The 15199-nt window shown below is 44.7% G+C and carries 14 protein-coding genes and 1 pseudogene; 10 read left to right on the top strand and 5 right to left on the bottom strand.

The genetic code is table 11. The features are described 5' to 3' along the window. Positions 1–53 precede the first annotated feature (53 nt). From H5300_RS10625 to H5300_RS10610, 4 genes are all read right to left on the bottom strand, one after another. Entirely contained in the window at positions 54–1649 is a 1596-nt protein-coding gene (locus tag H5300_RS10625; RefSeq protein WP_017080145.1) for a BCCT family transporter, read from the bottom strand. A gap of 231 nt (positions 1650–1880) precedes the next feature. Next, positions 1881–2876, bottom strand: coding sequence for a membrane dipeptidase (locus tag H5300_RS10620; RefSeq protein WP_004730415.1), 996 nt, complete (start codon positions 2874–2876; stop codon positions 1881–1883). A 256-nt stretch (positions 2877–3132) separates the two neighbouring features. Next, entirely contained in the window at positions 3133–4593 is a 1461-nt protein-coding gene (locus H5300_RS10615) for an aldehyde dehydrogenase family protein (RefSeq protein ID WP_029405889.1), read from the bottom strand. A 189-nt stretch (positions 4594–4782) separates the two neighbouring features. Next, the gene (locus tag H5300_RS10610) at positions 4783–5181 is read right to left on the bottom strand and encodes a RidA family protein (RefSeq protein ID WP_004730412.1); all 399 of its coding nucleotides are present in this window, start codon (positions 5179–5181) and stop codon (positions 4783–4785) included. Between the two features lie 157 nt (positions 5182–5338). On the opposite strand from H5300_RS10610, the pseudogene H5300_RS10605 reads away from it, so the two are divergent. From H5300_RS10605 to H5300_RS10560, 10 genes and pseudogenes are all read left to right on the top strand, one after another. Continuing rightward, a pseudogene (locus H5300_RS10605) lies at positions 5339–6219 on the top strand (LysR substrate-binding domain-containing protein). 896 nt (positions 6220–7115) lie between these two features. Continuing rightward, positions 7116–7517: a hypothetical protein gene (locus H5300_RS10600; RefSeq protein WP_004730409.1), complete on the top strand. Its 402-nt coding sequence runs from the start codon at positions 7116–7118 to the stop codon at positions 7515–7517. 1 nt (position 7518) lies between these two features. Continuing rightward, positions 7519–8289, top strand: coding sequence for a F0F1 ATP synthase subunit A (atpB, locus tag H5300_RS10595; protein WP_017082381.1), 771 nt, complete (start codon positions 7519–7521; stop codon positions 8287–8289). Positions 8290–8335: 46 nt separating this feature from the next. Then, positions 8336–8572 carry a F0F1 ATP synthase subunit C gene (gene atpE, locus H5300_RS10590; RefSeq protein WP_004730405.1) on the top strand — a complete coding sequence of 79 codons (237 nt, stop codon included), beginning with the start codon at positions 8336–8338 and terminating at the stop codon, positions 8570–8572. A gap of 54 nt (positions 8573–8626) precedes the next feature. Further along, entirely contained in the window at positions 8627–9097 is a 471-nt protein-coding gene (locus H5300_RS10585; protein ID WP_004730401.1) for a F0F1 ATP synthase subunit B, read from the top strand. A gap of 11 nt (positions 9098–9108) precedes the next feature. Continuing rightward, positions 9109–9660, top strand: coding sequence for a F0F1 ATP synthase subunit delta (locus tag H5300_RS10580; protein ID WP_009844933.1), 552 nt, complete (start codon positions 9109–9111; stop codon positions 9658–9660). Between the two features lie 9 nt (positions 9661–9669). Then, a complete protein-coding gene (gene atpA, locus H5300_RS10575; protein ID WP_012600780.1) occupies positions 9670–11211 on the top strand; it encodes a F0F1 ATP synthase subunit alpha in 1542 nt (513 codons plus the stop codon). A 47-nt stretch (positions 11212–11258) separates the two neighbouring features. After that, positions 11259–12128, top strand: coding sequence for a F0F1 ATP synthase subunit gamma (gene atpG / locus H5300_RS10570; RefSeq protein ID WP_017082383.1), 870 nt, complete (start codon positions 11259–11261; stop codon positions 12126–12128). A gap of 44 nt (positions 12129–12172) precedes the next feature. After that, positions 12173–13558, top strand: a complete 1386-nt coding sequence (gene atpD, locus H5300_RS10565) for a F0F1 ATP synthase subunit beta (RefSeq protein ID WP_182795952.1) — start codon at positions 12173–12175, stop codon at positions 13556–13558. Between the two features lie 14 nt (positions 13559–13572). Continuing rightward, positions 13573–14016, top strand: coding sequence for a F0F1 ATP synthase subunit epsilon (locus H5300_RS10560; protein ID WP_004730391.1), 444 nt, complete (start codon positions 13573–13575; stop codon positions 14014–14016). A 179-nt stretch (positions 14017–14195) separates the two neighbouring features. On the opposite strand, the gene H5300_RS10555 is transcribed toward H5300_RS10560, so the two are convergent. Continuing rightward, on the bottom strand, positions 14196–15158 hold the full coding sequence (locus tag H5300_RS10555) for a nitrilase family protein (protein ID WP_182795951.1): 963 nt from the start codon (positions 15156–15158) through the stop codon (positions 14196–14198). Positions 15159–15199: the final 41 nt, after the last annotated feature.

The raw sequence follows: 15199 nt of genomic DNA, 5'->3' as shown, positions 1-15199 counted from the left end.
TTTTTACAGAGCCCTTTTCTTTACAAAATCTGCTCTTTAAAAAAAACTGTTCTTTAAAAACCTTGCTCTTTCGCCATCTTGATTGCGATTTGAGGCGCATTCCAAAGCGATGGCAGTAAGATTATGGACACCGGTACCGCTGTGATTACAATGAACGATTGCAGCGCGGAGATTCCGCCTGAACCTAGGGAAATCAGAATCAATGCTGTTACCCCCATCATCACACCCCAGAAAGTACGAATAATTGCGTTAGGCTCTGTCTCACCACTGACTACCACACTGATGGTGTAAGTCATTGAGTCACCTGTCGTTACGATGAAGATCGTCGTCAAGATCAAGAACAGAATAGAGATAAGCATTGGCATTGGTAGTTGCTGAGTTACTGCCAGTAACGCGCCAGGTAAATTAAAGCCTTCGAACGCTTTACTTACGCTGCCTGGGTCTGCAATTTCAAACGCAAGGCCAGAACCGCCAACAATGGTGAACCAGAAACATGTTACGAACGGTGCAATAAGACTGATGGTTGATACCAATTGGCGAATACTACGACCGCGTGAAATACGTGCGATGAAGATTGCCATCATTGGACCGTAACCTAAGAACCAACCCCAGAAGAATACTGTCCACCAGCTCAACCAACCTTCGTCACCACGGTATGTTGCCATTGGGATGAAGTTGTCTATCATGCTGCCTACACCTTGGATGTAGCCATTGAAAATGAAGTTTGTTGGGCCGAAGATCAGAATGTAGACCATCAATGCCATTGCTAAAATTACGTTGTAACGGCTTAGCATTTGCATCCCGCGGTTAAGACCACTTAATGCAGACAATGTGTAAAGAACGATAGCGAACAAGATGATGATCAGCTGTGTCGTGAAGCCATCTGGAATACCAAACAGTTCGTTCAGGGCGTAGCTCACTTGTAGGCCTAAGAAGCCAATCGGACCGATGGTGCCCGCTGCTACTGCAACAATACAACATGCATCAATCAATGCGCCTGTATGGCCTTTCAGCGCTCTTTCACCTAATACAGGGTAAAGAAGAATACGAGGTTTAAGCGGTAAGCCTTTGTCGTAGTGAAGGTGCATAACCACGATAGACGTTAAGCTACCAACGATTGCCCATGCAAGAAAACCCCAGTGCATGAATGATTGTGATAGAGCATTCACCGCGCCTTGTTGTGCATTTTCTTGTGCGCCATACAACGGAGGTGGGCTCACATAGTGCGCGATAGGCTCTGCTGCCGCCCAAAATACGCCGCCACCCGCAAGTAGTGTACAGAAGATGATTGCCATCCAGCGAAAGCCATCCATCTCAGGCTTATCGATGCCACCTAGGATAACCTTGCCTGTTCGCCCTGCCGCTAGGCCAAGACCAATAAGAAAAGTCAGAAGAAGAAGCATTTGCCAATAAGGACCGAACACTTTTACAGACCAAGCAAAACCCGTGTTTACTAGGCTTGATAACAGCTCGCCATCAAATAAAGCAAGGGCTACGAACAGAGCAATAAAGCCGCCGCTGTACCATAGTGCTGGGTTGGTTAGTCCTAATTTGTCTGAAGTAGATTCAGACTGTGTATTTTTGTTTGCTGTGTTTGCTTGACCCGCATTTACGTTTGAAGATTTCACGCTATTGGTTAAATCAGACATACTCTGACTCCAGAGGTTTCTTTGCAGCTGTCATTTTAATGATGACTACAAGAGGTGTATTTAACACCTGCCCTATTGTTTTTTGTGTTGGGCAGGCTAATCCATGTTTGGGTTACCGCGTTGCGAAATAGACCGTTGTTCCTTTTGAATAGTGAAATTGGTTAAAACAGCACGTCTAAATGAACGTTTATTAGAAGGCTGCTAATTCGATGATTGCTAGTGAAAAAACACTTAACCCTTGCTTTGAGGCTCTAGGCCATCTTTCAAGAAGTTAAACCAGTTTTCTCCCAAGACTTGCCCAGCTTCAGACTCGCTGAAACCATGGCGCATCAATCCGTTATAGATGTTTTCCATACCCGCACTACCACAGAACCAAGGCAGCGCATCTGGCCAACCTGAGTTGTTTGCAGAGCCTTCGCCATAGTCCATTGCTTTAGACCAACGGCCATTTCTCATCCACTCAAGAACAGCTTGCGGCTGGTTTAAGCATAGGTCACTACCAATACCTAGGTGTTCTACGCCAACCATGTCAGCGGTAGTCGCAACCATTTGGCAGAAATCTTCCAACGTACATTGGCTGCCGTTTGGTAGGTGGAATGGGTATAAGCTGAATCCGATTAAGCCACCGCGTGCGGTTAGGGCTTTAATCACATCGTTTGATTTGTTTCGTAATGCATCATGAGCAAACGTAGGGTTCGCGTGGCTGATACAAATAGGACGAGAAGACAGGTCAATCGCTTCAAGTGTTGAGCGTTCAGCGCTGTGAGACATATCGATGATCATGCCCACTCGGTTCATCTCTTCGATAGCCTGTTTACCAAAGCGCGTGATGCCTGTGTCGTTCTGCTCATAACAACCTGTCGCCAGTAAGCTTTGGTTGTTGTAAGTAAGCTGCATGATCAAAAGGCCCTGCTGACGCATCACTTCGATAAGACCAATCTCATCATCGATTGGCGAACAGTTTTGAGCACCTAGAAAAATGCCGACTTTGCCTGTCGCTTTTGCAGTTTCAACATCAGCCATTGAATGAATCGGCATGATAATGTCTGCATTTTGCTCGAATCTTAGGTTCCACTCAGCAAAGCGAGATAAGGTTTCACGAGCTGTCTCGTGGTAAACCGCGGTAGCGTGAACTGCTGTAATGCCGCTCGCCTTTAGTGTTTGGAAATATTCTCTGTTCCAATTGCAGTATTGCAATCCATCTATAACAATCCGTTGCTGGTACATAACCACTCCTATTGAAAGCTCAGTGTTCTAGCTCGGTTTTGAAAACACGCTCAAATAACATGTTTTCAAAAATGGGTTAAATCACTTACTGGGTGCTCAGCCTTTGAAATCTACATTGATTGAGCGTAATTGGGTTTGGATGTTGGCCTGACTCTGTGAATCAGGCCAATTCGATAGCTGTATAGTTAGTGTCTGTTTAGCTAAGACTCCAACTATCTCGTTCTAGTTAATAGAAATCTAATTAACAGAAAGCTGCTTAGTAAGGACGCTGGTAAGCTGTCTTCACCACTGTGTAGAACTCTTTCGCGTATTGACCTTGCTCACGAGGACCGAAGCTAGACTCTTTACGACCACCAAACGGTACGTGGTAATCGGTGCCTGCTGTTGGTAGGTTCACCATCACACAACCTGTTTGCGCTTGTTGCTTGAACATTGCGCTAGTACGTAGGCTTTGAGTAATGATGCCGCCCGTTAGACCAAAGCGTGTATCATTTGTTGTCGCGATAGCTTCTTCTAGGTCAGCCACACGAATTACGCTTGCCATTGGTGCAAACACTTCTTCTTGGTTCACTTCCCAATCGTTCTTAGTGTTTAAGAACAGCGTTGGAGACATGTAGAAACCTTCGTGTTTCATGCTTAGGCGTTCGCCACCGAATGCTAGTTCACCGCCGCTTTGACGTGCTTTCTCAACCCAACCTAGGTTTGCTTCAAGTTGGTTTCCGTCAACAACAGGACCCATGAACACACCGTCTTCTAGTGCGTGACCCACTTTCAGCTCGCTCATACGCTTGATCAGTGCTTCAACGTATTGGTCGTGAATGCCATCCATAACCACTAGACGAGAAGATGCTGTACATTTTTGACCTGCGCCAGAGAATGAACCTGCAATCGTTGCATCAACGGCTGTTTGGATATCAGCATCATCAGCAACCACAAGTGCGTTCTTGCTGCCCATTTCTAGTTGGCAACGAACGAAGTTTGGCGCTGTAGCAGAGGCAACCTTACGACCCGTATCAACAGAACCGGTAAAGCTCACACCGTTCACTTCTTTAGAGTTGATCAGTGCATCACCTACTTTTGAACCACTACCCAGTACAAGGTTAAACGTACCTGCAGGCATACCTTGACGGTGGATGATTTCAGTTAGTGCAACCGCACTTGCTGGTGTTAGGTTTGCTGGTTTCCAGATAACGCTGTTACCGAAAGCAAGCGCTGGAGCGATTTTCCAAGCAGCAGTCGCTGTCGGGAAGTTCCAAGGAGAGATGATGCCGATAACGCCCACCGCTTCACGAGTCACTTCAACAGAAACGCCAGGGCGCACTGATTCTGCGTTGTCGCCAATTTGACGAAGCACTTCAGCCGCAAAGTACTGGAAAAACTGACCTGCGCGGTAAATTTCGCCACGACCTTCAGCAAAAGGCTTACCTTCTTCACGAGAAAGCAACGTACCTAGCTCATCACAACGTGCAATCAGCTCATCACCGATTGCTTGAAGTACTGCTTGCTTACGTTCAATCGGCGTTTTTTCCCACTCTGGTTGAGCGTGCTTTGCCGCTGAAATCGCCTGTTGAACTTGGTCAGCACTTGCTTGTGCGAAGTTACCGATGTTTTCAGAAATATCTGATGGGTTAATGTTCGCAACGGTGCTTACACCCGCTTGCCATTCGCCGCCAATGTAAAGTGCGTTTTCTGCTTGAACATTCTGTAATTGAGTCATCATTCTGTCCTTGTAACGGTTAGGTTGCGTTTGAGCCTGGCAACCATCTGATTAATGAATAAAACGTTAATTTATATAAGAAATAACGTTTAAATCTTGTATCTAAAACTGAACCAAGACGCTTGTATCAATAAAGATCTTTACAGACAAATAGCTTTAATCCGCAAATTGCCTCAGTTCACAGTATCTTTATTCAGGTTGAGAGGCTGATGCGTAAACCACGAACTCAACCAACATTTCTTCTCTTGCTAACCCTGCAACGACGACCGCAGCACGGTTTGGATAAGGTGCATTGAAGTATTCTCCGTATACGCTGTTAACCGTTTTTAGATATTCACGGTCTGTCACGTAAATCAGAACTTGCAGCACTGAATCCATAGATTCGCCTGCACACTCCAACGTATGAACAAGGTTGTTAAAAGTCTGACGCGTTTGCGCTTCGATACCGCCTTCTACTACTGCGCCAGTTTCATCAATTGGAATCTGCGCTGTGTATAGAGTGCCGTTATTAACGATTGCCCACTCTAGTGGTGCTTTTGAAGCGAAAAGCTCGGTTTTTACTGGGTGTTTTTTAGTTTGTGCGTTCACGATTCCATCCAACTTTGTAACAACTATGTTTCAAGATGGTTAAATACTGCACCTTGACGGCTGATAAATCTAACGGTAAATTTTGTGCATTTGATAAATAAAATCTATCACCTTTAAAAAAGTAAGGTATAGCAAGGCCTAGAGAAGGATTCCTGTCATGAGTATTAAGCTACAACAGTTAAAACATTTTGTTTTAGTGGTCGAAGAAGGCGGATTTCGAGCGGCATCTCACCGAGCAAATCGCTCGCAAGCGGCACTTTCAACATCGATAAAAGAGCTAGAAAAAATTCTCGGCCAACCACTGTTTGAAACGGGCAACAAATCGACGCTGACACCTTTGGCGAAATATGTTTACCGAAAATCATTCAATTCTTAAATGTTTACAAGGCATTAGATAACGACCTCCGTGCTGCAGCAGCTGGCCAACAAGGGCGAGTTCGAATAGCGAGTGTCCCTTCAGTGGCCGCAAAACTTATCCCTAGTGTTTTAGGGGCTTTTTGCGAAAAGTACCCCAATGTTGAGGTCAGCTTAATTGACGATAATGCGGCAGGTGTGGAAGCGAGATTACTCTCTGGAGAGGTGGATGTTGCCCTCGGAAATAGCTCCCATTTAGAAGAAGAGAGCATCGATTTCACGCCTTTGCTCTCTGACCCTATTGGTGTGGTCTGCCTCAAAGACAACCCCATCGCCTCTCAACGAGAGGGAATAGAATGGCAAACTTTGTTAAAACAACCCTTCATTCGCAACGGTACTTGTACCCTACTTGACCCAACACCCGCACGAATGCTCAGCGAACAGGCTCTTTATTCGGTAGAGAACATCACTTCGTTGTTTTCGGTGTTAGAACTCGGGATAGGCGTGACCACACTACCTAAGCTGGCTTTCCCAACCAATGAAACCCGTTTGGTTTGGATTCCATTGATTGACCCGCCCTTACAGCGTCAGATCGGTATTTTCAGATTGGCTGACCGTACGATCTCGCCACAAGCACAAGCCTTTCATGACTTATGTATTCAATACCTAAGCTATGAAGAGTAATAGAGAAACATGAATGAAGGCGCTTCCTATAGGCCTATTGATATGACAAACATCTTTAGATTCCGATTATTTCTGTATTGAAACTGTGACTTCTGGGTCGATGCTCTACGAATTCGTCCGATAATAATTCGACCCAACCTCAGCGATACCTCTATTTTTGAGTCAATTAACCCGTATTTTCCATCTGTATGTATGCTTCCTCGCCCTCATCATTGACCCTAGATCTTGTTGCATCAGCGGTTGGACGCTGAATTTTTCATCAAATTTTCATCTTGAACCCGGTGCTGGGCGTGTTGATTCGCGTTCCAATACATCAATAATGAAAATATGATAACGATATTAAAAAATATTAGCTTAATGATAAGGAGCACCATACTGCTATTTCACTACACAAACGAAACCTTCCAATATCAACAAAATCTTGGTTATACCCCGCTTCGAATACCAACCCGTCATCACATTTAGAAAAGACTCTAAGTCATTGAATATACTTACTTGATAACATTATATCCTGATATTTTTTCACTCTAATTTTCTGGGTAAAACCTCCCTTTTCTCGCTATAAACAAAGCATTTTAAATATTCATGGATTTAATAATAGAACTATTACTTTCATAAATGAAAAACACTCATTTCAAAAATGGAATTATTGATGCCGATATTTGTCGTTTTGATCACATAATTTTAGGCGTAGTTTATATTTTGTCGAAACGATAGCGAGTTAGTTTTTAACGTTTAATTTCGTCAGGAGATATAAAGCCAGAAAGATTATTTCTTTGTTAACAAGTAAAGGTTTATTAACAAGTCAAATTGCTATTAACAAGTAAGTGCTAGTAACAAAACATATTCAAACTGTGTTTTATATTGACTTACACTGTTAAATATAAGGTTTTATTATGAGGCTTAATGGGATAAGTAGCGACATCCTTGTTGCTGCTAAAAGAGTTGTTCTCTGCCAAATAGTATTAGCCGTCGGTGTAGTTTTATATGAAGTGTTTTTTGGTAATAAAGTAGATATGGAGTCTTCAGCTTTGGGTGTCGTAATCGCGATGTTACCACCGCTGTTTGGTTTTATATATGCAAGCCTTAAGGTGCACAAGAATCCTAATTATAGTTTACGTGACTTAATGCAAATGAGTCGTGTCGTGAAAATAACCTATACGTTCTTAATGTTTATCTTGGCATTCCAGTTTTTTAAATTGGATAACCCAGTAATATTATACGCGTATATTTTCACAATGATTGGGTACTTCTTAACACCATTTATTACTGCCTCTACAAGATCGGAGTACGTGTAGTATGGATCAAGTCACTACCGCTCACGAATACATAGAGCATCACTTAACCTTCTTAACTACAGGTGATGGTTTCTGGGCGTTCAACATTGACTCAATGTTGGTATCTTGGATCACGGGTTTACTGTTTATTGGAGCTTTTCGATATGTAGTGACCAAGGGCACTAGCGGTGTTCCAGGTCGTTTTCAATGTTTTATCGAGCTTATCTTTGATTTCGTTAACAACCTAGTCAAAGAGATTTTTCAAGCGGAGGATAAATTAATAGGGCCACTGGCATTAACCACTTTTGTTTGGGTGTTGTTAATGAATGCAGTCGACCTATTGCCTATAGATTTAATACCAGGGTTAACTCGTGTAATGGGTTTAGAACACTTTAGAGACCTACCGACAGCGGATGTAAATATCCCAATGTCGATGGCACTCGGTGTGTTTATTTTATTGTTAACTTATACGTTTAAAAATAAAGGTTTGAAAGGCTTTATCAAAGAGCTAACTACTCAGCCATTTGATAACCCTCTTTTATATCCTGTTAACTTTGTTCTTGAATTAATAACATTAATTTCAAAGCCAATATCACTAGGCTTACGATTATTCGGAAATATGTATGCAGGCGAGATGATATTCATCCTTATCGCACTAATGCCTTGGTGGATGCAATGGGCACTAAGTGTTCCATGGGCCTTATTCCACATATTAATCGTATTCTTACAAGCATTTATATTTATGGTACTGACCGTTGTTTACTTAGCAATGGCAACAGAAGAACACCACTAATTAATAACTAAAAAATTAACTAACACATTATTTATCGGAGATACAAATGGATATCGTAAGCGCAGTTTTATATGTAGCAGGTGCATTACTGATCGGTTTAGGTGCAGCAGGTGCAGCATCTGGTATTGGTAACTTAGCGGGTAAATATCTTGAAGGTGTTGCTCGTCAACCAGACCTTACTCCAATGCTTCGTACTCAATTCTTCATCATGATGGGCCTTGTGGATGCTGTACCGATGATCGGTGTTGGTATCGGTCTATACATCATCTTTGCCGTGGCTTAATTAAAAGCTTTGAAAAGATCGATTTGTAAATAATCAAGATTTAGTGAGGAAGGTATGAACTTAAATGCCAGCATGTTTGGTCAAGCAATCTCATTCGTGATTTTTGTTTGGCTATGCATGAAATATGTATGGCCCCCTCTCACCGCGATGTTAGACGAGCGCCAAAAAGAAATCGCTGATGGTTTACGCCACTCAGAGAATGCAGCGAAAGAGCTAGAACTAGCAAAATCAAATGGCGCACAACTCGTCGCAGATGCGAAAAAAAATGTGACCGAACTGATTGAGCAAGGCAAAAAACGCCGCAACGAAATCATCACCTTAGCTCACCAAGAAGGTGAGCAAGAAAAGGCACGCATCTTAGAACAAGGTAGAGCTGAGCTAGAAGGCGAACGTCAAAAGTTACGCCGTGAACTTCAGGCGGATATGGCAGATGCTGTTATTCAAAGTGCACAGAAATTGATTAGCAAAAACCTAGATTCTGAAACGAACCGAGCGTTAGTTGATCAAATGATAAGCGAACTCTAAACGGAGGCAATATGTCAGATTACACCAATATTGCTCATCCCTACGCTAAAGCATCGTTCGACTTTGCTTTAGGTGAAAACAAGTTACAAGAGTGGCACTCAATGCTGTCCATTCTTGTGACGGTAGCGGAAGAAGAAACGATCGCTAAACAGATTTCATCAGCAGAAGGTGTTCACACACAGCAATCTGAAGAACTGGTCAATCTCATCATTCACGTTTGCCAAGGACTCGTTGATGACCACGTCATTAATCTCATTAAAGTCTTGGCTGAGAATGGCCGCCTTGCAGTGATCAGAGACTTGTTTAACTTGTTCAGCGACCTAAAGGACGAACATGAACGTGTAATCCCTGTCACTGTCACCAGTTCAGAATTGCTTACACAAGATCAAGTTACATCACTCACTGCTGCACTTGAGAAGAAATTAGAGCGTCAGGTTGAAATGGAACAGGTTATTGATGACTCGCTGGTTGGCGGGATCGTAATCAAGGCGGGTGAAACCGTCATCGATGGTTCTTTGAACACATCAATTAACCGATTAGCCCATCAACTTCACGCGAGATAGGTAACAATTATGCAATTAAATTCAAATGAAATCAGCGATCTAATCAAAGATCGCATCTCGAAATTTAATGTGAGCACCGAAGCTCGCAACGAAGGCACCATAGTCTCGGTTCGTGATGGCATCATTACTATTAATGGCCTTGCGGATGTCATGCAGGGTGAGATGATCGAGCTTCCAGGTGGCAAATACGCTCTTGCTCTTAACCTTGACACGCACTCAGTCGGTGCCGTAGTTATGGGCCCCTACACTGACCTATCTGAAGGTATGAAAGTGAAAGGGACAGGTCGTATCTTGGAAGTACCAGTCGGTAACGGGCTTCTTGGCCGTGTCGTGAACACATTAGGCGAACCAATCGATGGCAAAGGCCCAGTGAGTTGTGACCGACTCGACCCTGTAGAAGTAATTGCACCCGGCGTAATCGAGCGTAAGTCCGTCGATCAGCCAATTCAAACCGGTTATAAAGCCGTTGATACCATGGTGCCTATCGGCCGTGGTCAACGTGAACTTATCATCGGTGACCGTCAGACGGGTAAAACAGCATTAGCTATCGATGCGATCATCAATCAGAAAGATTCTGGCATCAAATGTGTGTATGTGGCTATTGGCCAGAAAGCCTCCACTATCGCAAACGTTGTTCGTAAACTGGAAGACCACGATGCGCTTAAAAACACCATCGTTGTTGTTGCATCAGCATCAGAATCAGCCGCTCTTCAATACCTTGCTCCTTATGCGGGTTGCACCATGGGTGAATACTTCCGTGACCGCGGTGAAGATGCACTTATTATCTATGATGACCTATCAAAACAAGCCGTCGCTTACCGTCAAATCTCATTGCTACTTAAACGCCCACCGGGTCGTGAAGCCTTCCCTGGCGACGTATTCTACCTCCACTCACGCCTACTAGAACGTGCGGCACGAGTAAATGCGGAATACGTTGAGAAGTTCACAAATGGTGAAGTGAAAGGCCAAACAGGTTCATTAACCGCGCTTCCGATCATTGAAACTCAAGCGGGTGACGTATCGGCGTTTGTACCAACCAACGTAATCTCAATTACTGATGGTCAGGTTTTCCTTCAAACCCAACTGTTTAACTCAGGCCTACGTCCTGCTGTTGACCCAGGTATCTCGGTATCTCGTGTGGGTGGTGCAGCGCAGTGCAAGATCATCAAGAAACTATCTGGTGGTATTCGTACATCGTTAGCTCAATACCGTGAGTTAGCCGCATTTGCTCAGTTCTCTTCTGACCTAGACGACATGACGCGCAAGCAGCTTGATCATGGTGAACGTGTAACCGAACTGATGAAACAAAAACAATACTCGCCGATGTCTGTCGCTGAGCAAGCAACGGTTATCTACGCAGCAGAAAAAGGCTATTTGGCTGACGTAGAGTTGCACAAAGTTGCACGTTTTGAAGAAGAGTTAATTGCTTACGCAAAAGGTCAAAACCCAGAATTGTTCGACACCATTAACGCTAACGGTGACTACAACGATGAAATTGATGGCGCTCTTGCAAAGCTTCTCGGTGACTTTGTAGCGTTGAAAGCTTGGTAAACGCTCCGGTTTGTTGGCTGGAAATCAAAACAAATTAGGAGCAGATAATGGCAAATACTAAAGAAATTCGCACCAAGATAGGCAGTGTTAGTAACACTCAGAAAATCACCAGTGCAATGGAGATGGTTGCGGCAAGTAAGATGCGTAAAGTTCAAGACAATATGACGCTAACACGTCCATATGCCGAGAACATGCGTAAAGTTATCTCTCATGTCGCATCAGGGTCGCTGGAATACCAGCACCCCTACCTTCAACAGCGTGAACCAAAACGCGTTGCTTACATCATTATTTCGTCCGATCGAGGCTTATGTGGTGGCTTGAACTCGAATTTGTTCAAGAAAGTGTTAGAAGAAATGGAGATGTGGCGTACCAAAGGCGTTGAAGTAGAAACGACCTTAGTGGGATCTAAGGCTATCTCGTTCTTCCAACGCAGCGGCAATGTTATCGCGCAAACGTCAGGCCTTGGTGACGCGCCTAAATTAGAAGACATTTTAGGTACGGTTAACGCGATGCTAGGGCATTACGACGACGAAAAAATCGACAGTTTGTATCTCGTGTATAACCAGTTCATCAACACCATGGTTCAAGAACCAACGACCTTGCAGTTGCTGCCCCACCCTTCAGATTCTGAGGCCGATGGAGGCGCGAAAAAAGCACGTCGTTGGGACTACATCTATGAACAAGCACCAAGAGACATCCTCTCTGAGCTGTTACATCGATACATTGAATCACAAGTGTATCAAGGCATCGTAGAGAGCATTGCCTGTGAGCAAGCAGCCCGGATGGTGGCCATGAAAGCGGCGACCGATAACGCAGGCCAACTCATCGATGATTTGCAGTTGGTATACAACAAAGCGCGACAGGCTGCCATTACCCAAGAGCTGAGTGAAATAGTCTCAGGTGCTCAAGCTGTCTAAGGGCAGACAAGAGTGGGTTAAGAATAGAATTTGAGGATTTAGAGATGAGTGTTGGAAAAATAGTTAAAGTTATCGGCGCGGTGGTAGACGTCGAGTTCAGCGGCGGCAACAGCCCACGCGTTTATGATGCATTGAAAGTGACTAGCGAGGAAGCAAGCTCTCTCGTATTGGAAGTTCAGCAACAACTGGGTGGCAGTATCGTTCGTTGTATTGCAATGGGTACGTCAGATGTCTTGCGCCGCGGCCTAACTGTTGAAAACACCGGTTCTCCAATCACCGTTCCTGTGGGCGTAGAAACTTTAGGCCGTATCATGAACGTTCTCGGTCAGCCCATCGATGAATGCGGTGAAATCGGTCAAAAAGAAAGCTACGAAATTCACCGTGAAGCCCCCTCTTATGAAGAACAAGCAAACAGCACTGAGCTTCTTGAGACCGGCGTTAAGGTTATCGACCTTATCTGTCCGTTCGCTAAGGGTGGTAAAATCGGTCTGTTCGGTGGTGCTGGCGTAGGTAAAACCGTCAACATGATGGAGCTTATCAACAACATCGCCAAAGCCCACTCAGGTCTCTCTGTATTTACCGGTGTTGGTGAACGTACTCGTGAGGGTAACGACTTCTACTACGAGATGAAAGAAGCAGGTGTTCTAGACAAAGTAGCCATGGTTTATGGCCAAATGAACGAGCCACCGGGAAACCGTCTACGTGTTGCACTTACAGGCCTGACTATGGCTGAGCGCTTCCGTGATGAAGGTCGTGACGTACTGTTGTTCATTGATAACATCTACCGTTACACGCTTGCGGGGACTGAGGTGTCAGCACTGTTAGGTCGTATGCCTTCAGCAGTAGGTTACCAACCAACACTGGCTGAAGAGATGGGTGTGCTTCAAGAGCGTATCACTTCGACTAGACAAGGTTCGATCACGTCTATTCAAGCGGTATACGTACCTGCGGATGACTTGACCGACCCATCGCCAGCAACAACCTTTGCTCACTTGGATGCAACCGTTGTACTGTCTCGTAATATCGCTGCATTAGGCCTCTACCCTGCAATCGACCCATTGGATTCAACATCTCGCCAATTGGATCCTCTTGTGGTTGGCCAAGAGCACTACGACATTGCACAAAAAGTACAAACAACGCTGCAACGCTATAAAGAACTCAAAGACATCATCGCGATTCTTGGTATGGATGAGCTATCGACTGAAGATAAGCAGACAGTATCTCGCGCTCGTAAGATTGAACGTTTCTTAACTCAGCCTTATCACGTAGCAGAAGTGTTTACTGGTCAGAAAGGTGTATTTGTACCGCTAAGCGAAACACTGAGAGGCTTTAAAGGCTTGCTAGGCGGCGAATACGATGATATCCCAGAGCAAGCATTCTTGTACTGTGGTTCTATCGACGAAGTGCTTAACAAAGCAAAATCACTCTAAGAGGCAGGTGCACCATGGCTATCGGAATTACAGATAATACATTTCAACTTAATATTGTAAGTGCGGAAGGTACGCTGTTTTCAGGTCCAGCGTATGCCCTAGCCGTTTCTGGCGCTGATGGTGAGCTGGGGATCCGCCCCGGTCACTCCCCGCTTCTCAGTAAAATAAAGCCAGGCGTGACAGTGTTTGTCACAGACCCTAAATCAGAGGGGCAAGTGCTTTATGTTTCTGGCGGGATGCTAGAAGTTCAGCCGGATGTGGTAACGGTGTTAGCCGATACTGCCCTGCACGGCCAAGATATTGACCGCGCTCGCGCAGAAGAAGCGAAATATGCAGCTCTAGAAAATATCAATAAGGGCAATGTAGACATCAACTTTGCACAAGCTCAGCTTGAACTAGCAAAAGCCGTTGCTCAGCTTCGCGCATCAGAACTGACGTCTTCTCGCACTCGACACTGAGAATATAACTTAGATGCTTGATGCTTGATGCTTGATGCTTAGTACTTGATGTGTAAATAGTCTACCCACTTAAAAACAGTTTAAGTGGGTAGACTACATCAGAAACCCTCACTTCTCTTTCAACTTCCCCACCCTTCTAACCGCTACTAATACATCCTTTTTCTCCCGCGCTTACAACATTACTTCTCTGTAAAACGCGCTTGGTGCGGATCAAGTTCATGACCTAGCGGCTGCGTCAGTGAATGATAAAGCTCAGGCTTACGACCACGAATCCAGCGTCTACCAGTACACATATCTAACTCTTCTGCTTTTAGCTCTGCAATCACCATATCGTTATCAACACTATCGGTCTCAGTGATGATTTCCCCATAAGGACTTAGGATCATCGCATTGCCTGTTCTGACTTCATCCATATCAACGCCGACACCATTACTGAACACCACAAACATACCATTGTCGTGCGCTCTTGCTGGCAACCAACGCATTAACCACTCGCGGCCATTCTTGCCCTGCATTTCAGCACGAATCGCATCTGGGTTTTCATCTCGGTTAAACCATAACTCAGGATCAATTCGCTTCATCGCGTTCGGGCTTCGTGAATGACAACCGCCCGTTTGGTGTGGCGCAATCAATATATCGGCGCCTTTCAAAGCAGTGATCCTGACATTTTCGACCAAGTTGTTATCCCAACAAATCAAGATACCGACTTTGCAGCCATGCGGCGTATCGAACACCGTATATTGATCGCCACTGCTCATGTGAGGGCTAACGAAGGTATGCAGTTTACGGTGTCTCTGAACTTCTCCATTTGGCATCGCGAACACATAAGTGTTGTATAACTCGCCATCCACACCCTGCTCTATCAAGCCTGCGCCAACACTCATGCCAAATTGCGTTGCCAGTGAAACTAACTTTTGAGTGGATTCACCGCTCGGTACAGGTTCCGCTAGCACTTCAATTTCATCGCGAGACAAAGCAGACACATGCCAGTAGCCAGTGATGCACATCTCTGGGAAACTGATGATCTCCACGCCACTGTCCGCAGCCTTTTGAACATATTCCTCTATGACCGATAAGTTGTACGCCTTATCACCTGCGTGGTGGTTAAATTGAACCGACGCTACTTTGATGTCTTTCTTCATGATTCGTCCTCAAGCTTTGCTTTATCTGATTGGTATGAACT

It is taken from the genome of Vibrio sp. SG41-7, assembly GCF_014164465.1.
Taxonomy (GTDB): Bacteria; Pseudomonadota; Gammaproteobacteria; order Enterobacterales; family Vibrionaceae; genus Vibrio; species Vibrio splendidus.
Note: the sequence above shows the minus strand (reverse complement) of the source record. Positions and strands in the feature narration are given on the sequence as shown.